The organism is Streptomyces cinnabarinus, from assembly GCF_027270315.1.
GTDB lineage: Bacteria > Actinomycetota > Actinomycetes > Streptomycetales > Streptomycetaceae > Streptomyces > Streptomyces cinnabarinus.
Genome location: NZ_CP114413.1, coordinates 1,305,402 through 1,331,165 on the forward strand (window position 1 = coordinate 1,305,402; position 25,764 = coordinate 1,331,165).

A 25,764-nucleotide genomic window follows, 5' to 3' on the forward strand; every position below is an offset into this window, starting at 1 on the left:
TACGAGATGACGGGGCTGCTGCTCCACTTCGGCGCCACCATGACGTGCGCGCACCCGCCCGGCCTGGCCACTCTGCCCGCGCCGACCCAGCAGCGGGTGCTGGTGCTGGCCCAGCCGGTGGCCACCACGGCGGACACCTTCCTGGTCACCGGCTGCGGGCTGGCCACCACGGGGGCCGTACCCTGTGCCACCATCCGCTGGACCAAGCCCGCTGCCCGGGTGTTCGTCAACGGCGTGCCCGCGCTGCTCCAGCCCGCGCCGCCGCCCTCCCCGGGGGCCGGGTTGAGCACCTCGTCCCCGCCCGCGCCGCCCTTGGTGCAGGCCATGCAGATCCGGGTGTGGGGGATGTGACCGCGATGACCGTGCTGAACGTCGACTTCCCGTTCCGCTTCGACGGCCGCGGCCGGACCGCGACCGCGGACCACGCCGCCCATGTGCAGAACCTCGTCGAGCAGGTGCTGTTCACCACTCCGGGCGAGCGGGTGAACCGGCCGGACTTCGGCTGTGGGCTGCTGGACCTGGTCTTCGAGCCGGCCGGACCGGAGATGGTCGCCACCGTGGAGATGACCGCGCAAGCCGCCCTCCAGCGCTGGCTCGGGGACCTGCTGACGATCGAGCGCCTTGAGGTCACGGTCGAGGAGGCCACCTTGAGCGTGTCCCTCTCCTACCGGCTGATCGCCACCGGCGACCAGCACAGCGTCCGGATCGACGGAGGGACCGCGCGATGACGGCAGCGGCGGCCAGCCCCGGCGCGGGAGCGCGGATGCCGGTCTGCGACAGCGAGCGGCGGCGGGCCGCGGTACATGAGCAGGGGCTCGCGGGCCTTGAGTCGGTGACCGTCGGCGCCGACCGGCGCACGCTGACCGTGGCGTACTTCGGGACGCTCCCGTCGGGTCTGGACCGGCACTCCTTCCGCGTCGAGGGCGGCCGGCGCGTCACCGGCATCGAGGTCACCGACGTCGTCCCGCACGGCGAGGCCGAGGAGGAGGACGAGGAGGAGGCGCACTGTCTGAGGCTGACTCTGGACCGGTGCGGCGACGCCTCCGTCTACCGGCTGGTCGCGCTGGTCAGGGGCTTCGATTCCCGCTACGCCGCCAAGGAGTTCACCTTCCACTCCGCTCCGGACGGCCTGGACTGCGCGCCCGCCGCCGACGCCTGTCCGCCGCGACCGAGCGGTCCGGAACCGACCATCGACTATCTGGCCAAGGACTACGCCAGCTTCCGTCGGCTGCTGCTGGACCGGTTCTCCCTGACGATGCCGGAGTGGACCGAGCGGCATGTGCCCGATCTGGCCGTCACCCTGGTGGAGCTCCTCGCCTACGTCGGGGACCGGCTGAGCTACCAGCAGGACGCCGTCGCCTCCGAGGCGTATCTCGACACCGCCCGGCTGCGTACCTCGGTCCGTCGGCATGCCCGGCTGGTCGACTACCCGATGCACGACGGCTGCGCGGCCCGCGCCTTCGTCTGCCTGGAGACCGAGCAGGAGACCGTGACCCTGCCGGGCGCGGACCTGGCCTTCACCGTACTGCCGCCGGGGCGGCGCCCGCGGCCCGCGGGGCCGGTCGTCGCCGCCGGGGAACTCCGGTCCGGCGGGCGCCCCGTGTTCCAGCCGGTGGGGGACGAGGAGATCGTCCTGCGCCGGGCCCACAACCGGATCTCCCTGTGGACCTGGGGGGACGGCGCCTGCTGTCTGCCCTCCGGCGCGACGACCGCGACCCTGCGCGACGCGGGGCCCGACGAGGCGGGGCCCGACCAGGAGGAGCCACGGCGCGTTCTGCGGCTCTCCCCCGGCGATGTCGTCGTCTTCGAGGAGGTGCTGGGCGCGGGCACCGGATCCCCCGCGGACGCCGACCCGACCCACAGGCAGGCCGTCCGGCTGACCGAGGTCACCCCGGGATTCGACGCGCTGTCCCGGATCCCGGTCCTGGACATCGCGTGGGCCGCCGACGACGCCCTGACCTTTCCCTTCTGCGTCAGCACCGTCGGCCCCGACGGTGCGGACCGGGAGGTCGGTGTCGTCCGCGGCAACACGGTGCTCGTGGAGCACGGTCTGCTCAACACCTGGGCCGATGGCGACCCGGAGGAGCTCACCCCGTCCGCCGGACGCCTCGCGCTCACCCTCCGGGGCCTGCCCGTCAGCCGGTCCGCGCCATGCCCCCGCCCCGCCGACATCGCCACCGCCCAGGCCCGCGCGCTGGCCCGGCTGCCGGAGACCGTCCGCGACCGGCTCCTGCAGCTCCGCGGCTCCGACACCACCCTGGAGGAAGCCGACCGGGCGTTCCTGCACACGCTGTTCGGGCCCCGCGTCCTTGCCCGGGTCCGGCTCGACGACCACCCCAAGTACGCGCTGACCACCCTGCTGACCCGGTTCGACGAACTCCTCGAAGGGAAGATCCGCCGGATCGAGGCCCTGGCCCGGCAGGCCCGTTCGGGTTACGTCCTCCACCGGGCCGACATCGGCTGGGAACTGGACCAGACCTGGGGCGCCGACGTCTGGCCGCTGCTCGCTCCCGGCAACCGCGCCCTGCACGGCCCGGCGTGCGACGCCCTGCGCCCGGATCCGCGCGAGGCCCTGCCCGCCGTCCGCGTGTGGGCCACGGCCCCGGACGAGTCGAGCGGCCCGGAAGCCCAGCACTCGCGTCCGGCCCGGAGAGAAACCGAGTCCTGGACGCCGCGCCGGGACCTGCTCTCCAGCGGTCCGCGCGACCGGCACCTCGTCGGGGAGAGCGACGACGACGGTGTGCTCACGCTCCGGTTCGGCTCGGGCGGAGCGGGCGCCGAACCGCCGCCGGGCAGGACGCTCCTGGCCGAGTACCGGACCGGGAACGGCCGTGCGGGCAACGTCGGCCGGGAGGCGATCTGCCTGGTCTCCTCCGGCTCGGCCGAGCTGTCGGCGGTGACCCGGGTCAGCAATCCGCTCCCCGCCACCGGCGGCACCGACCCCGAACCGGTGGCCGACGTACGGATCGCCGCGCCGAGGGAGGCCTTCCGCCGGCTGCGCCGGGCCGTCACCGCCGAGGACTACGCCGCCCTCGCCGGCCTGCGCCCCGGCGTGCAGCGCGCCGCCGCGACCCTGCGCTGGACCGGCAGTTGGTACGAGGCGGACATCGCGCTCGACGCCCTGGGCAGTGCCGACGTACCGCGCCCGCTGCTGGAGGAGGTACGGCAGGAGCTGCACCGGTTCCGGCACATCGGGCACGACGTGGTCACCGGACCGGCCGTCCACGTCCCGCTGGACGTCGCCCTCGACGTCACCGTCGAACCCGGGCACATCGCCGGGCACGTACGCCGTGACGTACGGCGGGAGCTGCGCCCGGGCCGTCTTCCCGACGGGCGGCTGGGCTTCTTCGACCCCGACACCCTGACGTTCGGCACGCCCGTGCGGGTGAGCCGGCTGGTCGCCGCCGTCGCGGGGCTGCCCGGTGTGCGGCATGTCGAGGTGACCCGGCTGGGCCGGCTGCACGCCGCGGTGGAGACGACCGAACCGGTGCCCGCCTCCGGGCTGTTGCGGCTACGGCCCCTGGAGATCGCGCGGCTCGACGACGATCCGGCCCGGCCCGAAAACGGCCGGCTCACCCTGAACCTGCGAGGAGGGCGATGAGCGGCTCCGCGCACCGCTGCGGCTGTTGCGCCGGGACCCGGGCCCCGGCCCCGGACGGGGTGTGGAACCGCCCCGGGCTGCCCGCGCTGAACCACCGCATCGGCACCCACCGGGAGTTCCTGGACGCGATGCTGGCCCGGCTGTCGGCCACCGACCACCCCGAGCTGGCCGCGCTGACCACCCGCGAGCCGGACGACCCGGCGATCGCCCTGCTGGACGGGTGGGCGATGATCGCCGACGTCCTGACCTTCTATCAGGAGCGCATCGCCAACGAGGGCTATCTGCGCACCGCCACCGAGCAGGACTCGCTGACCCGGCTCGGGCGGCTCGTCGGCCACCGGCCCCGGCCCGCGCTCGCGGCCGCCGCCCATCTCGCCTACACGCTGGACCCCGGCAACAGCACCACGATCCCGGCCGGTTCCCAGGCCAAGAGCAGTCCGCTGCCCGGTGGTCTGCCCCAGACGTTCGAGACGTCCGAGGACCTCACCGCCCGCGCCGAATGGAACGAGCTGCCGGTCCGCAGGACCGGACCGCCCGGCATCACACCCAATCGCGCGCTGGACATGCGCAGCCTCGAACTGACGGGCATGCATCCCTCGATCCGTCCGGGCGACCGGCTGCTGTTCCTGTTCGCGAACCCCCGGGAGAACGTCGCTCGGACGGTGTGGGAGATCCGGGCCGACCCCGCCCACGACCGCACCACCGTGTTCTTCGAGTCCCCGGGCGGCGAACGGCGGTACGTCGAGGCCGTGCGGCGGATGCACCGCACGCTGGAGGTGGCACTGGCGGACGTGCCGCCCTCACAGGTCGCCAGGGATCTCGCCGAGCGTCTGATGGACCGGCTGAAGGAACCCGAGCCCGAGCCCGACGAGTCGCCGGACACCCCGAACCTCCACCTGTACCAGGAGCGGCTCGCGGAGCCGCTGCGCCGGCTCACCGAGCATCTGGCCGTCGCCCGCGCCGAGGGGGACACCCCGCTCGTGGAGTGGCTCGCGCCGCTCGTCAAGCGGGGCCGGGCGGTCACGGCCGCGGTCGCCGCCATGACCGGGTCGCCCCAGGGCGTCGACCCGCGGGTGCCGACCGGCGCCTCCGGCAGCCGCGACCAGGCCGGCCCCGCCCTGCTGGGGCTGGCCCCCGCCCTGGCCGCACTGGGTCGTTCGCCGTCCCGCCCGCTCGCCGCGGACGGTGCCGCCGCCACCCGCGTCGGTGACGTCTACAGCGCCACGTCCGACGCGCTCCCCCGCATCCTCGCCGCCGCCCGCCCTCAGCTGGCCGGGGAGCTCTACCGGGCCATGAACGCCGTGTCCGTGTCCGCGCCCGCCGAACTCGTCGAGATCCAGTGGCTCCGCGTCCGGGCCGCCCCGGCAGGTGCCACGCTGCGGGAGACCGGCCGCCGGGGCAGGCCCCTGATCGCGGTGGACAGCGCGGAACGCAACAGCTCGACGGCTCCGTCGGAGGGCCGCCAGCTCACCCTCGATGCCGTCTACGACACCATCGTCCCGCACAGCTGGATCGTGGTGCAGCGGGGCGACCGCAAGCCGCACATCCGGCAGGTGGCCGAAGTGCGGCAGCCCGCCGCGATGGGCATCAAGGTGGCCGTCAAGTCGACCCAGGTGGTGCTCTCCCGCGGGCTGCCCGACAAGTACTTCTCGGACGACGGACGCCGCGAGATCACGGTCTGGGCGGCCGGTGAGACCCTGCCGGTCGCCGAGGTCCCGGTCCCGGACCACGTCGGCGGCCAGGAGATCACGCTGGACGGCGCGTACGAGGGGCTGCGCCCCGGCCAGTGGCTGATCGTCTCCGGCGAACGCACCGACGTCCCGTTCGTCACCGGCGTCCGCGGCACCGAACTGGTCGTGCTCGGCGGGGTGCGCCAGACCCATGACCGGCTGCGTCCGGGCGACCGGGTGCACACCACGCTCGTCCTGACCACCCGGCTCGCCTACCGCTACCTGCGGGAGACGGTGGTCATCCACGGCAACGTCACTCCCGCCACCGTCGGCGAGACCCGCACCGAGGTCCTCGGCAGCGGCGACGCCGGACAGGCCGGGCAGGCGTTCCGGCTGCGGCAGGGGCCGCTGACCTCCCTGCCGGCCGTCACCCCCGACGGCGCGGCCGACACCCTGACCGTGCGGGTCGGGGACGTGGCCTGGCAGCGCGCCGACGACCTGACCGACCTCGGCCCGACGGACCCCGGTTACCGGCTGCGCACCGGCTCCGACGGCTCGGCCGCCGTGGAGTTCGGCGACGGCCGGCACGGCGCCCGGCTGCCCACGGGGACGGAGAACGTCACGGCCCGCTACCGGATCGGCTCGGGCAGCGCGGGCAACCTCCCCGCCGGTCAGGTCAACCATGTGGTCAGCAGGCCGCTCGGGGTGAGCGCCGTGACCAACCCGCTGCCGTCGACCGGCGGGACGGACGCGGACGGCGTGGAGAGCACCCGCTCCCGGGTCCCCCTGCGGCTGCGGGCTCTGGACCGGCTGGTCTCGCTGCGCGACTACGAGGACTTCGCGCGGGCCTTCACCGGCATCGGCAAGGCGGCCGCCCAGCACATCACCGACGGCCGCCGCCGGTTCGTGCTCGTCACGGTCGCCGCAGCGGACGACGCGCCCCTGACCGCGGCCTCGCCCCTGGTGGCCGCGCTCCAGGCGGCGCTGGCCCGGTACGGGGACCCGCGGCTGCCGGTGCGCGTGGCCGTGCGGGACCGGGTGCTGCTCGTCCTGTCGGCCGGGGTGCGGGTGCAGTCCGAACGCACCTGGGAGGGGGTCGCGCCCGCGGTCCGCGCCGCACTCCACGACGCCCTGGGTTTCGAGCGTGCCGAACTGGCGGGCTCCGTCCACCTGAGCACGGCCGTGCGCGCCGCGCAGTCCGTGGACGGAGTCGACCATGTCGACGTCGACGTCTTCGCGGGCATCCCCGACGACATCGACCCGGTGGGCCTGGCGGGGCTCGCGGGCGAACTCACCACGGCGCGCCCCTGTGTCGCGGCGCGGCCCGCCGGGTTCCGGACCCTGCGGCACAGCACCGTCCCCGGCGACACGCTCACCTCGGTCGCCACCCGCAACGGGCTCACGGTCGACCAGCTCCTGCGGCTCAACCCCGGCATCGGCCACACCGAGCTCAGGGGCGACCTCTCGACCACCTTCCCCTCACCGGTCGTCCGGCGCGGACTGCGGCCCGCGCAGCTGGCCGTGCTCGACGCCTCGACCCCCGAGACCCTCGTGCTGCGGAGGATCCCATGACCCCCGATGAGCTGTACGGGCTGCTGCCCGCCGTGCACCAGCGGCGGGACGAGCAGACGGGCCGCCGGCTGCACGCACTGCTGTCGGTCGTCGCCGAGCAGGCCGATCTCGTGGAGGCCGACATCGAGCGGCTCTACGCCGGCTGGTTCATCGAGACCTGCGCGGACTGGGCCGTGCCGTACATCGGGGACCTGGTGGGCCACCGCATGCTGCCGGGCGCGGCGACCGCGCCGGGCGACGGCACACCCCAGGCGCGGCGCCGGCTCGCGGCGGCCGTGCCGCGCCGTGAGGTGGCCGACACCGTCGCCAACCGGCGCCGCAAGGGCACCCTCGCGCTGCTGGAGGACCTCGCCGCCGACATGGCGAACTGGCCCGCCCGCGCGGTCGAGTTCCGGCGGTTGCTCGCGGTCACCCAGCCGGTCCGCCGCTACCCGGCCGACGACCGGGGCGCCCGGCGGCGGCTGCGCCACGGCCGGCTGCCCGATCTGCGGCGCGTCGACGCCCTGGACCGGGTCGGCGGGCCGTTCGACGAGTTGTCGCGCACGGCGGAGGTGCCGCGCACGGCGGCCCCGTACCGCTCCGGCTCGTACGGGGTCACCGGGGTCGGCCTGTACGTGTGGCGGCTGACGGCGTGTTCGGTGACCTGCGCCCCGGCGTACTGCGACGACCGGGCGCCGTACCGCTACACCTTCAGCATCCTGGGCAATGACACGCAGTTGTTCACCAGGCCGGTGCCGGAGCCGTCCCCCTGCCACACCGCGGACGAGCTGAACGTCCCCGCGCCGATCAGGCGGCGCGCCCTGACGGAGCGGACGGCCGACTACTACGGTCCCGGCAAGAGCCTGTGCGTGTGGACAGGTTCCGACCGCGAGCCGGTGCCGCTGGAGCGGATCGTGGCGGCGGACCTGTCGGGGTGGACGTACCGGGCGCGGCCCGGTCAGGTCGCGGTCGATCCGGTGCTCGGCCGGATCGCGTTCCCGTCCCGGGAGGCGCCGGAGACGGGTGTCCTGGTCACGTATCACCACGGTTGCGCCGGTGAGTTCGGCGGCGGCGAGTACGCCCGCCCGCACGCCACGGTCACCGGGGCCGAGCCGTACCGGGTGGGCCCGGGCAAGCCGCACGGCCGGATCACCGAGGCGCTGGAGCACTGGCGTGCCGACAAGCTGTCCGGCTCGGCGCCGGCCGAGGCCGTCGTCGAGATCACCGGCAACGACACCTACCAGGAGATCATCGGCATCGATCTGGACCCCGGGGACCGGCTGACGCTCCGGGCCGCCGACGGCGTACGGCCGGTGCTGCGACTGCTCGACTGGTCCGGCAACCGACCGGACGCCCTGCGGATCACCGGACCGGAGGAGAACTCGGGCCCGCTGCCCCGGATCACCCTGGACGGGCTGATGGTGACCGGGCGCAGTGTGCAGGTGCGCGGCCGGGTGGGCGAAGTGGTGCTGCGGCACTGCACGTTGGTGCCCGGCTGGGACCTGGACGAGGAGTGCGGTCCGAAGTACCCCGAGGAGCCTGGCCTTGAGCTGATCGGCACTCCGGCCCACCTCCGCGTCGAGCACTCGGTCGTCGGCACCCTGGTCGTCCGGCACGACGAGTCGGCCGCCGAGCCGAACCGGATCGACCTCGCCGACTCGGTGCTCGACGCCACCGGCCGGACGTCTGCGGCGCTGACCGGTCCGGAGGGCCGCCCGGCGTACGCGGTGCTCTCGGCCCGCCGTACGACCGTGATCGGGACCCTGCGCGCCCACGCCGTGGACCTGCTGGAGGACTCGCTGCTCTGCGGAGAGGTCCAGGTGTCCCGGCGCGGCGAGGGATGCGTGCGGTTCTGCTGGCTGCCGCCGGACTCCCGTACGCCCGCCCGGTTCCACTGCGAGCCCGAGCACTCCGGCGACCCCGGGCGCGTCGTGCCGCGGTTCACCAGCACCCGGTACGGCACCCCGGGGTACGTCCAGCTCGCCGACGACTGCCCCGATGAGGTCCGCCGGGGTGCCGAGGACGGCTCGGAGCCCGGCGCGTTGCACGACCTCTTCCAGCCGCAGCGCGAGGACAATCTGCGCGCGCGGCTCGACGAGTACACCCCGGCGGGCTCCGACAGCGGCCTGTTCTTCGTCACCTGAGCCGATCCACCTCTCCAGCCAGGGAGCGCATCCATATGCAAGGCGACTTCTCCCGGGTCACGTTCGACCCGGTCCATCGGTTCTCGGCCGTCCTGTCCCAGCAGGGGCGGGTCCAGCTCGACTCCGAGATCAACGAGCAGACCGCGATCCTGCTGCACTACCTGCGCGGGCTCGTCACCGATGTGCTCGGCCCCGCGGCCTGTCCGGTCGCCGGCGAGGAGGACCCGGGAGGCTTCCGGGTCGACTTCACCGACGGGGTGCTGAAGGTGTCACCCGGGCACATGTACGTCGACGGCATGCTCTGCGAGTGCGACGGCGCGGAGTACTGGAGCCAGCCCGACGGGCATCTCGACCAGAATCACGACGAGAGCCGGAAGCTGCCGGCCGATCCGTTCATGGTGTATCTGCGGGTGTGGGAGCGCCTGGTGACGGCGCATGAGGAACCGTCGATCCGGGAGCTCGCGCTCGGCCTGCACGGCCCGGACACCACGCTGCGGACCCGTGTCGTGTGGCAGCTGGACTGGGTGTCCCTCGGCCCCGGGGGTCTTGAGGTCTTTCCCGAGGCCGACAACGCCCTCACGGCCCTGAAGGAAGGGCTCGACCGGCGGTTCGGTGCCCGCGGCATGCTCGCCGCCCGCGCCCAGCTCCCCGAGGACGAGACCGACCCCTGCGATCTGTCCCCCGAATCCGGCTTCCGGGGGCCGGAGAACCAGCTGTACCGCGTGGAGGTGCACCGCGGGGGAACGGCCGGCCAGGCGACGTTCAAGTGGTCGCGGGAGAACGGCTCGGTCGTCTTCCCCGTGCGGTCCGCCGCAGGCGCGACCTTCGAACTGGACACCCTCGGCCGGGACGACAAGCTCGGGCTCGATCTCGGCGATGTCGTCGAGGTGGTCGACGACGCCTCGGTCGCCCGCGCGGCCTGGGACGTGGTCCCGCGGGACGCCACCCGGCTGTACCGGATCGTGGAGATCGATCACGCCGCCCGCCGGGTCACCCTCGACAACGACCCGGCGTTCGACCCCCACCAGCTCGGGCTCGGCACCGCGCCCGGACTCCGGCCGCTGCTGCGCCGCTGGGACCACCGCCCTCCGGAGTCCGCCGAGCACAGTGGTGCGCTGCCCGTCGAGGAGGGCAGATGGCTGACGCTGGAGGACGGCGTCCAGGTGCGGTTCGAACCCGCCCCGCCGCCCGCCGGGGTCCCTGGTGGGGAGGACGCCGAGGACGCCGAGCCCGTACGGCGGGTCTACCGGCCGGGAGACTACTGGCTGATCCCCGCCCGGGTCGTCACCGGGGACGTGCTGTGGCCGGAGGACGCCCAGGGGAAGCGGGAGCCCCGGATGCCGCACGGGGTGGAGTACCACTACGCGCCGCTGGCCAAGGTCGAGCCCGCGGGAGACGCCGACCGGACCGTGATCGATCTGCGCTCGCTCTTCGTCCCGCTGGCCAAAGCCCGGGCATAGGGCCCGGTCAGTCGTGGAGGGCTGTCATCACGTCCCCGAGGTCGACGAACTTGAAGCCCGTCGCGGTGCGGTCGTCGGGCTGCGGGGTCTCGTCGCCGTCCTGCACGACCAGCAGGCCGTCGGGGTAGCGGCGCCCGAGCGGGGCGTTGAGCGCCGCCGCCCCGTCGCACTCCTCGGAGCCGTCGATGGTCGCGGAGGCGGCCGTGACGCGGAAGCCGCCCTCGTACTCGTTGCCGTCGGCCAGTTCCCGGTCGTATGCGGCGAAGGTGTTGTCGCCCTGGCTGGAGGCTAGGAGGTAGCCGTCGCCGTCGGCCTCGTGGATCAGGGTGAGGCCCTCGACGTCGGCGGAGACATGGCTGCCGCCGTAGCCGGGGTCCGTGCCCGGGACGCACTCCTCGGTGGCCTCGTCGTAGGTGCCGGGGACGCCGTACTCGCGGACCTTGTCGATGAGCCGGGGGGTGCCGGTGAGGTCGGCGCGGATCCGCCAGATGCCGATGTCCTCCTGTCCGGCGTAGAGGATGCCGTTGGCGGCGTCCACCACCATGCCCTCGACCTGGGGCAGTTCGCCGGGTTCCCCGCACGGGGTCCAGGAGGTGCCGTCGGGCAGGCGGAAGGCGGAGGGCAGGTCGATGGTGCGGATCTTGCGGTAGCCGACGGTGCCGGAGCGGCTCGGGAGCAGTTCGAGGAGGGCGACGCCGGTCCGCTCGCGGCGGCTGACCAGGGCGTAGGACCGGCCGGTGGCGCGGTCGGTCCAGGTGGCGAGGCCGTAGGCGGTGGTCTGGTCGTTGATCTCGTCCTGGTCGGCGGAGAAGACGGGGGGCGCGGCCGGGTCGGTGACGTCGGTGAGCGGGCCGCCGGCGCGGTCGCGGTCGATGCGGTAGAAGCGGAGCCGGTCGTTGCCGCGGTCGCTGGTGACGGCGAGGTCGGCGCGGCCGGTGGACAGCTTCAGGCCGTGCACCAGGTCGGCGTTGTTGAAGCGGCCGGGGGCGTCGTCGGGCGTCGGACCGGCCGGCGCGGGCACGGACTGGACGAGGCGTGCGTCGAGGTCGTAGACGCGCAGGCCGCCCTCCTTGGCGGTGGCGACGACCAGGCTGCGGCCGGGGTCGGCGGAGTTGCGCCAGATCGCCGGGTCGTCCGCGTCGGAGTTGCCGCCCGCCTCGTCGTCGTAGAGCGCCGCCGTCTCCGACCTGGGGGTGAGCGCGGGCAGTTCGGCGGATGCCTGGGCCTGGGCGGGCAGCGTCACGGCGAGTGCCACCAGCGTGGCCGTCATCAGGAAGACGTGCGGTCGGCGGGTACGGGGCTCGGGCACGCGAACACTCCTTCGACTCATGATCGGATGCGTCTCGCAGCCTGTCCGGCGTGCGTGAAGGGTGAGCGTCCATCGATTGCCGAGAGGTGGATCTGACATGAACACTACATACGGCGCACCGTGATCGGGAAGTCCACGTGCCGGAACGGGTTCGGCAGCCCGTACCCGGCGGCGCGGGCCGCGTCGTCGGTGGGCGCGAAGGGGCGGATCAGGCTCGCCTTGACGCCGAAGACCGCGTCGGAGTCCAGGTAGGGGGAATCGTCGGCGAACAGATGGGTCGTCAGCGTACGCACCCCGGGCGCCGAGACCTGGAGGTGGATGTGGGCGGCCCGGTTGGCGTGCCGGCCGGTCGCCCTCAGCAGCGCGCCGACGGGGCCGTCGGTGGGGATCGGGTAGTGGCGCGGCACGACGGTCCGGAACCAGAACCGGCCGTCGGCGTCGGCGGTGAACAGGCCGCGCAGATTGCGCTCCGGGATCTCGCCGGGCCGCTGGACGTCGTAGAACCCGTCCGCGTCGGCCTGCCACACGTCCACCCGCGCGCCGGCCACCGGCTGCCCGGAGGTGTCGGTGACCCGGCCGGTGACCAGACACGGCTCTCCGCTCCCGCCGGTCTCGTCGATGGTGTCGCCGAGCTCCCGCGCGGGCGAGTCGACCAGATGGAAGGGGCCCTCCACGGTCGCCTCGGTGCACCGGCCGTCCGCCGGGTTGTTCAGCGACTCCACCAGCATCGACACCCCGAGGACGTCGGAGAGCAGGATGAACTCCTGCCGGGTGGCGTCGCACTTCTGGCCGGTGCCGGTGAGGAAGCGGATGCCCTCGGACCACTCCTCGGCGGTCAGGCCCACGTCCTTCACGAAGGCGTGGGCGTGCCGCACCAGGGCGGTGAGGATCTCGCGCAGGCGCTCGTCGGGAGCGCCGTCGAAGGAGGCGGCGACGGTCTCCGCGGACGTCTCCGCCTCGAAGAATCCGGACGGCTCGCGGGAGTCTTCGCTCATCTCCGCCTCCTTCGCAGCAGGGCTCAGCGCACGGCCGCGCCGGGTACCTCTTCGGTCACGCCGTTCAGCTCCGAGGCCGGGTCGGAGCCGTAGGGGCGGGTGAGGGCCTCCAGGCCGTGTCCGGACGGGTCGTGGAAGTACACGCCCCGGCCACCGTCGTTGCGGTTGATACGGCCCGGGTGCCGGGCGTGCGGGTCGGCCTGGATGGGGACCTGTTCCGCGACCAGCCGGGCGAGGATCCCGTCGAACTCGGCCTCCGAGACGAGGAACGCCAGATGCAGCGTCGGGATGTCACCGGGGACGGTCGCGAAGTCCAGCGTGACGCCGTTCGCGGTGTCGACGGGCAGGAAGGGCTCCGCGGGTTCACCGACCTCGAGGCCGAGAATGCGGGCGAGGAAACGAGCCGACTCTTCCCGGTCGCGGCAAGGGACGACCGTGTGATTGAACTCGACTGACAAGGTGAATGCCTCCAAGGGCATCTCCGCGGCGCCTCCATGCCTCACCCTGTCGGTGACCGACACGCGATGCCGCGACGATCATCCTAGGCACACCGCCACGGAGGCGTCGAGCCGTTTCGCGCCCACCACGTCAGGAGCCCGATGACACCCCCCGCCCGCGTCTCCTCGCGCCCCCGCACCGCCCTCCCGCCGCTCCCCCAGACCGCCCTCGGCGTCGGCGCCGTCCTGCACGGCCCCCGTGGCCTGCTGCTCGGCCGTCACCGGCACGGCACCTGGGAGCTGCCGGGCGGCATGGTGGAACCCGGGGAGTCGCTCCAGGAGACGGTCGTGCGCGAACTGGCCGAGGAGACCGGTCTGACCGCCCGCCCGGCGGACGTACGTCTCCTCGGCACCCTCCTGGACCAGGTCGACGGGGTCGTGCGGGTCACCGTCGCCGCCGAGGTCACCGACTGGCGGGGCGAGCCGGCGGACCAGCCCGGCGAGAAGGTCGGCGACTGGCGCTGGTACGCCCTGGACGGGCTGCCGCAGGAGCTGTTCGTGTGCAGCGCCCAGGCCCTCACCGCCTGGCGCCCCGGTCTGCCCATCGACCACACCCCGGCCCTCTTCACGCGCTACGCGACGCCGTAGGCCCGCACGGCCGTCGCCTTGCAACGCTCTCGCAACCTCCCCCGTGGTCCCCTGGTCGATCCGGATCCGGTTCCCCTGGGGATGGTTGGCATGTACGAGGAGATCCCGCGCGTCGAACTCACGCCCGCGGCCGCCGATCTGATACGGCGGCTGCACGAGGCGCACGGCCCGCTGATGTTCCACCAGTCCGGCGGCTGCTGCGACGGCAGCGCCCCCATGTGCTACCCGGACGGCGAGTTCCGCACCGGGGACTCGGACGTGCTGCTCGCGGACCTGTACGTGGACGGCATCGAGGAGCCGGTCTCGTTCTGGATGTCGCGCAGCCAGTTCCAGGCGTGGAGCCACACCCGGCTGATCGTCGACGTGGTCGAGGGCCGGGGCAGCGGGTTCTCGCTGGAGGCGCCCGAGGGGGTGCGTTTTCTCATCCGTTCTCGCGTCGTCGGCGCATAGCCATCCCGCCGACCGCCTCGATCTGATGCACTTCCCCTGAGTCCTGCGACAGTTGACGAACCCTCAGGGGGGACTGTGACAGAGCGTCAGAGACGGTTCACGGCAGGCAGAAGGGCACTCACCCTTCTCACCGCACTCGGCTCGCTGGCCGGTACCGCCCTGGTGGGGGCGGCACCGGCCAGCGGCGTTCCCGGCGGCCGGATCGCGCCGGGCGTGGTCTACGAGCAGTTCGACATCCAGGGAACCCAGGGCACCGCCCACGGCCACCTGCTGCGCGTCGACCTGACCAACCCGCACGTCACCCTGGATCTGCTGTACCCGGGGAAGGTGGCCGCGCGGGACACCGTGTCCCGGCTGGCCGACGCGCGGGGCGCGGTGGCCGGGGTGAACGGCGACTTCTTCAACATCACCGAGACCCAGCACCCGGGCGTCGAGGTGACCGGCGCGAGCGTGGGACCGGCGGTCGCGAGCGGCCGTACGCTCAAGGCGGCGGTGCCGAACGGTCAGCGGTTCGGGCCCGCGCTGCCGCCCGGCACCTCCACCGAGGACGTCCTCGGCATGGGCGTGGACCGGCGGGCCCGGCTGGACGACCTGACGCTGACCGGCTCGGTCCGCACGGCCATCGGGAACTTCGGGCTCGGCGGGCTCAACCAGTACGCGCTGCCGGTCAACTCCGTCGGGGCGTTCACCGCCGACTGGGGCTCGGTCTCGCGGGTGCGGGCGACCTGCGGCACCGACACCGACCGGGCCGCGCCGTGCAGCACGGACACCCATGAGGTGACGGTCAGGGGCGGCCGGGTGGTGGCCACGGCCGACACGCCGGGCCGCGGCGCGATCGAGGCCGGGACCACGGTGCTGGTGGGCCGCGAGGCGGGGGCGCAGGAGTTGCGCAAGCTCGTCCCGGGGCAGCCGGTGAAGGTACGGCACCGGCTGGTGGCGGCAGACTCGAAGATCCCCTACCGGTTCGCGCTCGGCGGGTATCCGGTGCTGGCCGGCGGACAGCCGCTCGCGGGTCTCGACGCCCGGACGGCGGCGGTGCGCAGCGCCGTGGGCATCGGGGGCGGCGGAAGGCAGGTGCTGCTGTTCTCGCTCGACGGCGGGCCAGCGTACAAGGGGCTGACCATCGCCGAGATCGCTGACACCATGCGGGAGTTGGGCTCGGTCGACGCCTTCAGCCTGGACGGCGGCGGGTCCTCGACCCTGGTCGCCCGCGCCCCCGGGGCCGCCGGGGTCGCGGTGCGCAATCATCCCTCGGGCGGTGCGGAACGCGCCGTCCCGAACGGCATCGGGGTGTTCACCACCCCGTGACGCGGCGCCGCGGCGGTCTCACGGTCTCAGGCTGCTGACGATGTCGGCAGTGGCGGTGAGGCCGCTGTGGATGGTGGGCGCGATGCTCGTGCTCGCCATGTAGAAGCCGAGCAGCGCGCACACCAGCGCGTGGGAGACCTTCAGGCCGCCGTTGCGCAGGAAGATCACCGCCAGGATCAGAAGCAGCAGCACCACAGAGATGGACACGGCCATCGTCAACCTCCTCCGCCACGCCGCACACGTCCGGTTCACGGCGTTCGGCCGTAAGTGTGGCGTAGCGGAGGGTTCGTCCGGGCGGCTGACCTGTCCGCCGAACGTGTGGTGTCACGCGGGTTCTCAGCCCCGATCGTTGGCCTCCAGGAAGGCTTCGAGGCCCGCGAGGTCGTCGGTGTTGAGGTGGTTGACGTCGGCGGCCACGAGTTCGGTCCACAGCGCCTCGCGCTCCGGGCCCGGGAGATCGGGGGTGGCCCAGAACCGCACGCGCTGGCCTCGGGAGTGGGCCGCCCGCATGATCGTGTTCAGCTTCTGCCGCTCGGCGTCGGGGAAGGCGCCGGCACCCCGCCAGGTGAAGTGGTTGGTCCAGTTGTCGCTGATCAGCGGGATGAAGGAGGCGGGGGCCGCGCTGCCGAGGTCGGCGAGCCGGCCGTCGTAGAAGGCGCGGCGCAGCCGCTGCGCCTCCATCGGCACCCGGGCCGCGCGGTCACCGGAGATCACGGCGGTGACCGGGCCGGGGTGGACGCGGCCGTGGGCGTAGGTCGTGAACAGGTGCTTGTAGCGCTTGAGATGGCGGTCGAGTTCGAGATACGTCGAGGAGCCCTCGGTCTTGATGTCGATGAGCAGTTGCAGGGGCTTGCGGTAACCGCGGTAGACGGAGCCGTGGTTGGCCCTGACGCGGGCGGCGAGCGGGTCGAGGTAGAGAGACTCCAGGGTGCGCGCCGGGTCGAGGTCCTCCGGGTCGTGGGCGACCAGGAGTTGGTCGCCGACCAGGAAGATGTCGGCCTCCAGGCTGCCGAAGCGGTGGTCGAGCGCGTCGAGGAGGGGGCGCGGGTGCTCATAGTCGTTGTGGGCGTGGGCGCGCCGGAGCGGGCGGGGACGGTGCTTGTTCTCGGTGGCGAACGCGCTGCCGACGGGCGGGGCGAGCACGCCCGCGAGTGCGGCGCCGACCGTGGTGACGGCTCTGCGACGAGTGATGAGCGCCATGTTCTGCCTCCCTGTGGGGCCGATCCGAACCACGTCGATCCGAACCACAGGGAGTATGAGGCGGTCAGGCGCTCAACGAACCGGTACATGCCAGGAGTTGGCCGGACTGCCGCCACCCGTTCACTGCGTCCGCGCGGCCGCACGGAAAAGCCCGCCCCAGGCGGGGCGGGCTTTTCCGGGTGAACTCCCGGCTACGTCAGGGGGCCTGGAGGTCGACCAGTTCAGCCAGGGCCGCGCGGTGGGCACCCGCGGTGCCGTAGGCGAGGGAATCCGCCTTGGCGCGCTTCAGGTACAGGTGCACCGGGTGCTCCCAGGTCATGCCGATTCCGGCGTGCAGCTGCAGCGCCTCCTCGGCGGTGTGCACGGCGACGGGCGCCGCGTAGGACTGGGCCACGGCGACCGCCAGGTCCGCGTCCTCGCCACGTGCGAGGGCGTCCGCCGCGTTGCGGGCGGCGGCGCGGAGGTTGACGACCTCCAGCCACAGCTGGGCGAGCCGGTGCTTGAGCGCCTGGAAGCCGCCGACGGGCCGGTTGAACTGCTTGCGCTCCTTCAGGTAGCGCACGGTCTCCGTCAACGTCCATTCGGCGAGGCCGAGCTGCTCGGAGGCCAGCAGTCCGGCACCGGCGCGCAGAGCCCGCCGTACGGCCGGTTCGGCGTCGCCGAGCAGGCGTCCGGCCGCTCCGTCCAGGGTCACCGTCGCCACGGGCCGGGTCAGGTCCAGGGACACCTGCGGGGTGACCGTGACGGCCTCGGCGTCCACGGCGTACAGGCCGCCGTCGTCCGCGGGCACGAGCAGGACGTCGGCGACAGCCGCGTCCGCGATCGCCGTCAGCTCCCCGTGCAGGGCGCCGTCCTCATGCCGTACGACCTGGTAGGCGGCGCCCGGAGCGATGCTCAGGGCGACCGCGAGGGCGCCGATGCTGCGGCCGGACGCGAGGTCGGCGAGGAGGTCGTGGGCGTCACAGGCCAGCAGTGCCTCGGTGGCGACCACGGCGCTGGTGAGGTAGGGGACGGGCGCGACCGCGCGGCCCAATTCCTCCAGCACCACGGCGGCTTCGCGGTGCGTGGCGCCCTGGCCGCCGTGCTCCTCCGGGACCAGGAGGCCCGCGAGGCCCATGCCGTCGGTGAGCGCCTTCCACGCCTCGCGGTCGTGCGGGGTGTCCGACTCGGTGCGGGCGATGACGCCGGGCGCGTCGCAGTGGTCGGCGAGCAGGTCGCGGACGGCAGCGCGCAGCGCCTCTTCCTCCTCCGAGTACAGCAGATCGGGCTGTGCGCTCATCGGGCCAGGTCCTTCCATGCGACGTCCTTGTCGGTGCGCGGCTCGGCGGGCAGGCCGAGGACCCGCTCGGCGACGATGTTCAGCAGGACCTCACTCGTCCCGCCCTCGATGCTGTTGCCCTTGGAGCGCAAGTAGCGATATCCGGCGTCGCGTCCGGTGAAGTCCACGAGTTCGGGCCGGCGCATGGTCCAGTCCTCGTACAACAGGCCCTCCTCACCGAGGAGTTCGACCTCAAGGCCGCTGATCTCCTGGTTGAGGCGCGCGAAGCCGAGCTTCATCCCGGCGCCCTCGGGGCCGGGCTGGCCCGCGACGAGCTGCTGACGCAGCCGTTCGCCGGTGAGCCGGGCGACCTCCGCCTCGACCCACAACTTCAGCAGCCGCTGGTGCAGTTCGTGCGTACGCAGGTCGGGGCGCTCGCGCCAGGTCTTGGCGACCGGGCCGATCATGCCGCCCTCGCGGGGCAGCCGCATCCCGCCGATGGCGACGCGTTCGTTGTTCAGCGTGGTCTGCGCGACCTTCCAGCCGTCGCCGACCGCGCCGAGGCGGCGGGAGTCCGGGATCCGGACGTCGGTGAGGAACACCTCGTTGAACTCGGCCTCGCCGGTGATCTGGCGCAGCGGCCGCACCTCGACGCCCGGGTCGGTCATGTCGCAGAGGAAGTAGGTGATGCCGGCGTGCTTGGGCACGTCCGGGTCGGTGCGCGCGATGAGGATCGCCCAGCGGGCGAGATGGGCGCTGGACGTCCACACCTTCTGCCCGTTGACGACCCAGTCGTCGCCCTCACGGACGGCCCGGGTGCCGAGCGCGGCCAGGTCGGACCCGGCGCCGGGCTCGCTGAAGAGCTGGCACCAGACCTCCTCACCGGTCCACAGCGGACGCAGGAACGTCCGCTTCTGCTCCTCCGTGCCGAAGGCGAGGATCGTCGGGGCGGCCATGCCGAGGCCGATGCCGATCCGTCGCGGGTCGTTGTCGGGGGCGCCCGCGGCCTCCAGCTCGGCGTCCACGACGACCTGGAGGGAGCGCGGCGCGCCGAGGCCGCCGAGGCCCTCGGGGTAGTGCACCCAGGCGAGTCCGGCGTCGAAGCGGGCCCGGAGGAAGTCCAGGCGGTCGGTGCTGGCGGTCGGGTGCGCGGCCAGGAACTCCTGGGTGCGGCGGCGCAGTTCGGCGGCGTCGGTCATGCCGCTCCCTCCGTTCCCTCGGCCACGACGGCGATCCGGCCGGTGGTGACGCCGTCGCCGACGCGCTGCACGGCCGCCGCGGCCTCGGCGAGCGGGACGCGCTCGCTGATCAGCGGCTTGATCGCGCCCCGGGCGGCCAGCTCGGTGAGCTGCTCGTGGCAGTGCTGGACCAGCTTGGGGTTCTTGGTGTTGTACAGACCCCAGTGCAGGCCGAGGATCGAGTAGTTCTTCACCAGCGCGTGGTTGAGCCCCGGGCTGGGAATCGTGCCGCTGGCGAACCCGACGACGACGATCCGGCCCTCGAAGGCGACGACCTTGGTGGACTGCGTGTACGCCTCACCGCCGACGGGGTCGTAGATCACATCGGCGCCCCGGCCGCCGGTGGCCTCCTTCACGGCGGCCACGACGTCCTCGGCCCGCCGGTCGATCACCACGTCGCAGCCCAGCTCCCGGGCGACGGCGGCCTTCTCGGCGCCGCCGACGACACCGATGACGGTGGCGCCGGCGGCCTTGCCGAGCTGCACGGCCGCGCTGCCGACCCCTCCGGCGGCAGCGTGGACGAGCAGCGTCTCCCCCGCTTCGAGCCCGGCCCGGCGGTGCAGTCCGAACCAGCCCGTCTGGTAGCCGATGTGCAGCGCGGCGGCCTCGGCGTCGTCCAGTGAGTCCGGCGCGGGCAGCAGGGCGGCGGCGTCCGCGACGGCGTACTCCGCGAAACCGCCGTAGGGCAGGGCAGGGTTGGCGAGGACGCGGCGGCCGTCCTCGGTCTCGCCGCAGATCTCCACGCCCGGGGTGAACGGCAGCGGCGGGCGGACCTGGTAGTGGCCCCGGCACATCAGCACGTCCGGGAAGTTGATGTTCGCGGCGCGCACCTTCAGCAGGACCTGGCCGTCACCGGGCGTGGGCCGCTCGACGTCCGCGAGCCGCATCACCTCACTCGGCTCGCCATTCTCGTGCACTTGCCAAGCCTGCATGCGGTGCCTCCACGGGACTGCGTCGTCTGACCGGGGTCGGTTCGCATACTAAGCGGTCGCTTGCCGATCAGGGAAGGTCACGCGTCCGGGTCGGCTTCGCTCGCACGTGCATCCGCTCCCCCTGCGGCCCGAACAGGCTCAGGAACTCCGCGGGACCCTCCCCCGTCGAGCCGAACCAGTGCGGCACCCGGGTGTCGAACTCGGCCGCCTCCCCGGCCGTCATCACCACGTCGTGCTCGCCCAGGACCACCCGCAGCCGCCCGGACAGCACATACAGCCACTCGTAGCCCTCATGGGTGCGCGGATCGGGCTGCTCCTGGCTCTGCGGCACCAGCACCTTGAAGGCCTGGAGGCCGCCGGGCTGCCGGGTGAGCGGCCAGAAGGTACGGCCGTGGCGCACCAGGGGTTCGGCCCGCACCCGCGGGTCGCCCACCGGCGGCGCCCCGACCAGCTCGTCCAGCGGCACCTGGTGCGCCTGTGCGATCGGCAGCAGCAGCTCCAGGCTCGGTTTGCGCAGTCCGGACTCCAGACGCGACAGCGTGCTGACGGAGATGCCGGTCGTCTCGGACAGCGCCGCCAGGGTCACCTCGCGCTCCTTGCGGAGCCGCCGCAGCCGGGCGCCCACCTCGGCGAGAACGTCTTCGGTACTCATGGACATATTGCAGAATCGGCAAAGATGTTTGTCAATCCCGCGCCTGTGGAGCGACCGTGGCGACATGACCGAGACCTATGAAGTGATCGTGATCGGCGGCGGCGCGGCGGGCCTCTCCGCGGCCCTGGTGCTGGGCCGCGCCCGGCGCCGGACCCTGGTGGTCGACGCGGGCGAACCCCGCAACGCCCCCTCCGCCCATATGCAGGGCTATCTGTCCCGGGACGGGATGTCACCGGCCGAGTTCCTGGCGATCGGGCGCGAGGAGATCGCCCGCTACGGCGTCGACCTGGTCCGGGACCGGGCGGTGGACGTCACGAAGGACTCCGACTTCACCGTGGTCCTGGAGAGCGGGCGGAGTGCGCGGGCCCGGCGCCTGGTGATCGCCACCGGCCTGAGGGACGAGCTGCCGGACGTGCCCGGACTCGCCGAGCGGTTCGGGCGGGACGCGCTGCACTGTCCGTACTGCCATGGCTGGGAGGTCCGTGACCAGGCGTTCGGCGTCCTCGCGACGAGCCCGCTGAGCGTGCACCAGGCGCTGATGGTGTCCCAGTGGTCCAAGGACGTGACCCTGTTCCTGCACGAGGTCGACGAGAGCGAGCTGTCCGCCGACGATGTGCGCAGGCTGGGAGTGGCGGGGGTGAAGGTGGTGCCGGGGGCCGTAGCTGAGGTGCTGGTGGAGGACGACCGGCTGGTCGGTGTGCGGCTTGCGGACGGCTCGGAGCATGCGCGCGAGGCGTTGTTCGTGGCGCCTCGGGCTGTGCCGCAGACGGCTCTGCTTCAGCGGCTGGGGGCGGAGCTGACGGAGACGCCGTTCGGTGCGTATCCGGTGGTTGAGCCGACGGGGCTGACGAGTGTGGCTGGGGTGTGGGCGGCGGGGAATGCGATGGGGTTCGCTGAGCAGGTGGTGAATGCGGCGGCCGGTGGGTATCGGGCCGGGGCCACGATCAACGGGGAGTTGTTGATGGCTGACCTTGACGCGTAGAGGGTTCGGGTACGGCGCCGTCGTGGCTGGTCGCGCAGTTCCCCGCGCCCCTTGGGGAGCTGCCGAACCGTGGGTTCCGGGGCACCATGGATTGCATGCTGTTGACCCGGCTCGCCCAGGTGTCCCAGGAGGTCGCCGCTACCTCTGCGCGTTCCCGGAAGGTTGCCCTGCTGGCGGAGTTGTTCCGGGACTCCTCGGCCTCGGACGTGCCGATCGTCATCCCGTATCTGGCGGGGCGGTTGCCGCAGGGCAGGCTCGGGGTCGGGTGGAAGGTGCTCAGTCAGCCCGTCGCTCCGGCCGCCGAAGCCACCCTTACCGTGGGCGAGGTCGACGCACTGCTCTCCGCGCTGGCGAAGGTGTCGGGCGCCGGATCCCAAGCCGAACGGGCCCGCCTGGTAGGCGAGTTGATGGGCTCGGCGACAAAAGACGAGCAGCGGTTCCTGTTCGGGCTGATCACCGGTGAGGTCCGCCAAGGCGCCCTGGACGCCGTAGCCGTGGAGGGGCTGGCCCAGGCGACCGGTGCCCCGGCGGCGCACGTACGGCGGGCGGTGATGCTGGCCGGCTCGCTCCAGACCGTCGCCGAGGCCCTGCTCGCCGACGGCCCCGGCGCGCTGGAGAGGTTCCGGCTCACCGTGGGGCGACCGGTCCTGCCAATGCTGGCGCACAGCGCCTCCTCGGTGTCCGAGGCGGTCGACAAGCTCGGCGCCTGCGCGGTCGAGGAGAAGCTGGACGGCATCCGCGTCCAGCTCCACCGGGACGGCGACACGGTACGGATCTACACCCGCACCCTCGACGACATCACCGACCGGCTGCCCGAACTCACCTCGGCAGCCATGGAATTGAGAGGCGAGCGGTTCATCCTGGACGGCGAGGTCATCGCGTTCGACGAGGAGGGGCGGCCCCGCTCCTTCCAGGAGACCGCCGGGAGGGTCGGCAAGCGGGTGGATGTGGCGACGGCGGCGCGCGCCGTGCCCGTCTCCCCCGTCTTCTTCGACGCGCTCTCCGTCGACGACCGCGACCTCCTCGACCTGCCCTTCGCCGAGCGCCACGCGGAACTGGCCCGCCTGGTCCCGGAGCCGATGCGGGTCCGGCGCCTCCTGGTGTCCGGGCCCCAGGACGCCGGCCAGGCCGAGGACTTCCTGGCCCGGACCCTGGAGCGCGGGCACGAGGGCGTGGTCGTCAAGGCGCTGGACGCCGCCTACAGCGCGGGCCGGCGCGGCGCCTCCTGGCTGAAGGTCAAGCCGGTGCACACCCTCGACCTGGTGGTCCTGGCCGCCGAATGGGGCCATGGCCGGCGCACCGGCAAGCTCTCCAACCTCCACCTCGGCGCCCGCACCGCCGACGGCTCCTTCGCGATGCTCGGCAAGACCTTCAAGGGCATGACCGACGCGATGCTGACCTGGCAGACGAAGCGCCTGAGGGAGCTGGCGGTGAAGGAGAGCGAGTACGTGGTGACCGTACGCCCCGAACTCGTCGTCGAGATCGCCTACGACGGCCTCCAGCGGTCCACCCGCTACCCGGCCGGAGTCACCCTGCGCTTCGCCCGCGTGGTCCGCTACCGGGAGGACAAGCGCTCCGAGGAGGCCGACACGGTGGAGACGCTGCTCGCCGCCCACCCCGAGGTGAAGCCGTGAAGCACAGCGCGGGCCTGCTGCTGTACCGCCGCACCGGCGAGGGCCTCCAGGTACTGCTCGGCCATATGGGCGGCCCCTTCTTCGCCCGGCGCGGGGCGGGGGCGTGGACGGTGCCGAAGGGCGAGTACGAACCGGAGTCGGAGACCGCCTGGGACGCTGCCCGGCGCGAGTTCCAGGAGGAGCTGGGACTGCCGCCGCCCGACGGTGACGCCGTACCGCTCGGCGAGGTCCGCCAGTCGGGCGGCAAGCTCGTCACCGTGTGGGCCATCGAGGCCGACCTCGATCCGGGCAGCGTCACCCCGGGGACCTTCCGGATGGAGTGGCCGCCGAAGTCGGGGCTGACGGAGGAGTTCCCCGAGCTGGACCGGGTGGCCTGGTTCGGCCTGGACGGCGCGCGCGAGGTGATCGTCAAGGCCCAGGGCGCGTTTCTCGACCGCCTCCTGGAGCACTCGGGCTGAACGCCGCGTTGCGGGCACCGGCGACGCGCGGGAAGGTCGAAGCACATCAGCTCCCCGGGAGGTCAGTCATGCCCATCGCAACGGTGAACCCGGCGAACGGCGAGACACTGAAGACGTACGAGGCGATGGGCGCCGAGGAGACCGAGCGCCGCCTCCAGCTCGCCGAGGCCACGTTCCGCACGTACCGGACGACCGCGTTCGCCGAGCGCGCCCGGCTGCTGAACCGGGCCGCGGACCTCCTGGACGAGGACCAGCAGGACATCGCGCGGGTGATGACAATCGAGATGGGCAAGCCGATCCGGCAGGCCCGCGCCGAGGCCGCCAAGTGCGCCAAGGCGATGCGCTGGTACGCCGGGCACGCCGAGCAGCTCCTGGCCGACGAGGAGCCCGCCGACGCCGATGTCCGGGACTCCGGCGCCTCCCGGGTCCGGGTCCGCTACCGGCCACTCGGCCCGGTGCTCGCGGTGATGCCGTGGAACTTCCCGCTCTGGCAGGTCGTACGGTTCGCCGCGCCCGCGCTGATGGCGGGCAACGTCGGCCTGCTCAAGCACGCCTCCAACGTGCCGCAGACCGCGCTGTATCTGGAGGACCTCTTCCACCGGGCGGGCTACCCGGAGGGCGCCTTCCAGACGCTGCTGATCGGCGCCGGCGCGGTGGAGGAGATCCTGCGCGACGAGCGCGTCAAGGCGGCCACCCTCACCGGCAGTGAGCCCGCCGGCCGCGCGGTCGCCTCCGTCGCCGGGGACATGGTCAAGAAGACCGTGCTGGAGCTCGGCGGCAGCGACCCGTACGTCGTCATGCCCTCCGCCGACCTCGACCGGGCCGCGCAGATCGCGGTGACCGCGCGGGTGCAGAACAACGGCCAGTCGTGCATCGCGGCCAAGCGGTTCATCGTGCACACCGATGTCTACGACGCCTTCGCCGAGCGGTTCGTGGCCGGCATGAAGGCGCTGAAGGTCGGCGACCCGATGGCGGAGGAGACCGAGGTCGGGCCGCTCGCGACCGAGCAGGGGCGGACCGATGTGGAGGAACTCGTCGACGACGCCACGCGCAGCGGGGCGACGGCGCTGTGCGGCGGCCACCGGCTGCGCCGGCCCGAGCTGCCCGGCTGGTACTACCCGCCGACGGTCCTCGCCGACATCACCCGTGAGATGCGCATCCATCGCGAGGAGGCCTTCGGTCCGGTCGCCACGCTGTACCGCGCGGGCGACCTCGACGAGGCCGTCCTGATCGCCAACGACTCGCCGTTCGGGCTCAGTTCCAACGTGTGGACGCGGGACGAGACGGAGGTCGACCGGTTCGTACGGGATCTGGAGGCGGGCAGCGTGTACGTGAACGGGATGACCGCCTCCCATCCGGCGTTCCCGTTCGGCGGGGCCAAGCGGTCGGGCTACGGGCGTGAGCTGTCCGGGCACGGAATCCGGGAGTTCTGCAACATCACTACTGTTTGGCACGGTGCGTAAGCGCTGCGCGGCTACGATCCGGTTTGTGAACCGCGAAGTGACTCTGCCTCTGATCGTCGATGACCGCGGGACGTTGCAGGTGGCTGCCGCCGATGTGAGCAAGCTGTTGCGGACCGTGGGTGGGCGGTGGCTGCATCTTGTGGAGGCCGGGGAGGATCTCGACGAGGACACCGTGGCCGCGTTGACGATCGAGCTGGCGAAGCTGGCGGATCGTATTGATGTTGCGTGCATTGCTCATAGCAGTGGCAGCGCGCCGTAGGGGTTGTTCGTACGTCGCCGTGTGCCGGTTCGTTGTGGCGGGTCGCGCAGTTCCCCGCGCCCCTTGGGTACGTACGGCAATCCCGCGTTCGGAGTAGTCCCGCGCGAAGTCGTCG

General features: G+C 73.0%; 22 protein-coding genes and 1 pseudogene. 14 read left to right on the top strand and 9 right to left on the bottom strand.

All coding sequences use genetic code 11. The features are described from left to right. Positions 1–6: 6 nt before the first annotated feature. The 6 genes from STRCI_RS05525 to STRCI_RS05550 are packed head-to-tail and all read left to right on the top strand — an operon-like array spanning position 7 to position 10,426. Positions 7–351: a hypothetical protein gene (locus tag STRCI_RS05525; RefSeq protein WP_269657708.1), complete on the top strand. Its 345-nt coding sequence runs from the start codon at positions 7–9 to the stop codon at positions 349–351. 5 nt (positions 352–356) lie between these two features. Further along, positions 357–728: a GPW/gp25 family protein gene (locus STRCI_RS05530; RefSeq protein ID WP_269657709.1), complete on the top strand. Its 372-nt coding sequence runs from the start codon at positions 357–359 to the stop codon at positions 726–728. Next, a complete protein-coding gene (locus STRCI_RS05535; RefSeq protein WP_269657710.1) occupies positions 725–3,601 on the top strand; it encodes a putative baseplate assembly protein in 2,877 nt (958 codons plus the stop codon). Before STRCI_RS05530 ends, STRCI_RS05535 begins: the two co-directional genes overlap by 4 nt. Then, positions 3,598–6,843: a putative baseplate assembly protein gene (locus STRCI_RS05540; RefSeq protein ID WP_269657711.1), complete on the top strand. Its 3,246-nt coding sequence runs from the start codon at positions 3,598–3,600 to the stop codon at positions 6,841–6,843. Before STRCI_RS05535 ends, STRCI_RS05540 begins: the two co-directional genes overlap by 4 nt. Then, positions 6,840–8,966, top strand: a complete 2,127-nt coding sequence (locus STRCI_RS05545; protein ID WP_269657712.1) for a hypothetical protein — start codon at positions 6,840–6,842, stop codon at positions 8,964–8,966. The genes STRCI_RS05540 and STRCI_RS05545 overlap by 4 nt, the downstream gene beginning before the upstream one ends. A 35-nt stretch (positions 8,967–9,001) precedes the next feature. Continuing rightward, positions 9,002–10,426, top strand: a complete 1,425-nt coding sequence (locus tag STRCI_RS05550; RefSeq protein WP_269657713.1) for a DUF6519 domain-containing protein — start codon at positions 9,002–9,004, stop codon at positions 10,424–10,426. Between the two features lie 7 nt (positions 10,427–10,433). Here the strand turns inward: STRCI_RS05550 and STRCI_RS05555 are convergent, their stop codons facing one another. From STRCI_RS05555 to STRCI_RS05565, 3 genes are all read right to left on the bottom strand, one after another. Continuing rightward, complete coding sequence (locus tag STRCI_RS05555) at positions 10,434–11,696, bottom strand: phytase (RefSeq protein WP_269664492.1); 1,263 nt, start codon at positions 11,694–11,696, stop codon at positions 10,434–10,436. 143 nt (positions 11,697–11,839) lie between these two features. Beyond that, complete coding sequence (locus STRCI_RS05560) at positions 11,840–12,730, bottom strand: dioxygenase family protein (RefSeq protein WP_269657714.1); 891 nt, start codon at positions 12,728–12,730, stop codon at positions 11,840–11,842. A gap of 23 nt (positions 12,731–12,753) precedes the next feature. After that, positions 12,754–13,188 carry a VOC family protein gene (locus tag STRCI_RS05565; RefSeq protein ID WP_269664493.1) on the bottom strand — a complete coding sequence of 145 codons (435 nt, stop codon included), beginning with the start codon at positions 13,186–13,188 and terminating at the stop codon, positions 12,754–12,756. Positions 13,189–13,329: 141 nt separating this feature from the next. Between STRCI_RS05565 and STRCI_RS05570 the strand changes: the two are divergent. The 3 genes and pseudogenes from STRCI_RS05570 to STRCI_RS05580 form a co-directional block, all read left to right on the top strand. Further along, positions 13,330–13,815, top strand: a pseudogene (locus STRCI_RS05570) (nucleotide triphosphate diphosphatase NUDT15); the annotation flags it as partial. 90 nt (positions 13,816–13,905) lie between these two features. Continuing rightward, the gene (locus STRCI_RS05575; RefSeq protein ID WP_269657715.1) at positions 13,906–14,265 is read left to right on the top strand and encodes a DUF779 domain-containing protein; all 360 of its coding nucleotides are present in this window, start codon (positions 13,906–13,908) and stop codon (positions 14,263–14,265) included. A 75-nt stretch (positions 14,266–14,340) separates the two neighbouring features. Then, positions 14,341–15,573: a phosphodiester glycosidase family protein gene (locus STRCI_RS05580; RefSeq protein WP_269657716.1), complete on the top strand. Its 1,233-nt coding sequence runs from the start codon at positions 14,341–14,343 to the stop codon at positions 15,571–15,573. Positions 15,574–15,591: 18 nt separating this feature from the next. Here STRCI_RS05580 and STRCI_RS05585 read toward each other — a convergent pair whose 3' ends face one another. The 6 genes from STRCI_RS05585 to STRCI_RS05610 all read right to left on the bottom strand — a co-directional run bounded on the left by STRCI_RS05585 (position 15,592) and on the right by STRCI_RS05610 (position 20,853). Beyond that, positions 15,592–15,786 carry a hypothetical protein gene (locus STRCI_RS05585; RefSeq protein WP_015662095.1) on the bottom strand — a complete coding sequence of 65 codons (195 nt, stop codon included), beginning with the start codon at positions 15,784–15,786 and terminating at the stop codon, positions 15,592–15,594. Between the two features lie 123 nt (positions 15,787–15,909). Beyond that, positions 15,910–16,773: a phosphatidylinositol-specific phospholipase C/glycerophosphodiester phosphodiesterase family protein gene (locus STRCI_RS05590; protein WP_269657718.1), complete on the bottom strand. Its 864-nt coding sequence runs from the start codon at positions 16,771–16,773 to the stop codon at positions 15,910–15,912. Positions 16,774–16,969: 196 nt separating this feature from the next. Continuing rightward, on the bottom strand, positions 16,970–18,052 hold the full coding sequence (locus STRCI_RS05595; protein ID WP_269657719.1) for an acyl-CoA dehydrogenase family protein: 1,083 nt from the start codon (positions 18,050–18,052) through the stop codon (positions 16,970–16,972). After that, entirely contained in the window at positions 18,049–19,230 is a 1,182-nt protein-coding gene (locus tag STRCI_RS05600) for an acyl-CoA dehydrogenase family protein (protein ID WP_269657720.1), read from the bottom strand. The genes STRCI_RS05595 and STRCI_RS05600 overlap by 4 nt, the downstream gene beginning before the upstream one ends. Then, a complete protein-coding gene (locus tag STRCI_RS05605; RefSeq protein ID WP_269657721.1) occupies positions 19,227–20,201 on the bottom strand; it encodes an NADPH:quinone oxidoreductase family protein in 975 nt (324 codons plus the stop codon). The genes STRCI_RS05600 and STRCI_RS05605 overlap by 4 nt, the downstream gene beginning before the upstream one ends. Before the next feature lie 67 nt (positions 20,202–20,268). Next, entirely contained in the window at positions 20,269–20,853 is a 585-nt protein-coding gene (locus STRCI_RS05610; protein WP_269657722.1) for an XRE family transcriptional regulator, read from the bottom strand. Between the two features lie 64 nt (positions 20,854–20,917). Between STRCI_RS05610 and STRCI_RS05615 the strand changes: the two genes are divergently transcribed. The 5 genes from STRCI_RS05615 (at position 20,918) to STRCI_RS05635 (ending at position 25,649) form a co-directional block, all read left to right on the top strand. Beyond that, positions 20,918–21,835 carry an NAD(P)/FAD-dependent oxidoreductase gene (locus STRCI_RS05615; protein ID WP_269657723.1) on the top strand — a complete coding sequence of 306 codons (918 nt, stop codon included), beginning with the start codon at positions 20,918–20,920 and terminating at the stop codon, positions 21,833–21,835. A gap of 95 nt (positions 21,836–21,930) precedes the next feature. Further along, a complete protein-coding gene (locus STRCI_RS05620; protein WP_269657724.1) occupies positions 21,931–23,469 on the top strand; it encodes an ATP-dependent DNA ligase in 1,539 nt (512 codons plus the stop codon). Then, positions 23,466–23,927, top strand: a complete 462-nt coding sequence (locus tag STRCI_RS05625; protein ID WP_269657725.1) for an NUDIX hydrolase — start codon at positions 23,466–23,468, stop codon at positions 23,925–23,927. The genes STRCI_RS05620 and STRCI_RS05625 overlap by 4 nt, the downstream gene beginning before the upstream one ends. A gap of 68 nt (positions 23,928–23,995) precedes the next feature. Beyond that, the gene (locus STRCI_RS05630; RefSeq protein WP_269657726.1) at positions 23,996–25,390 is read left to right on the top strand and encodes an NADP-dependent succinic semialdehyde dehydrogenase; all 1,395 of its coding nucleotides are present in this window, start codon (positions 23,996–23,998) and stop codon (positions 25,388–25,390) included. A gap of 25 nt (positions 25,391–25,415) precedes the next feature. Beyond that, a complete protein-coding gene (locus tag STRCI_RS05635; protein ID WP_250074178.1) occupies positions 25,416–25,649 on the top strand; it encodes a DUF6213 family protein in 234 nt (77 codons plus the stop codon). The last annotated feature ends 115 nt before the right edge of the window (positions 25,650–25,764 follow it).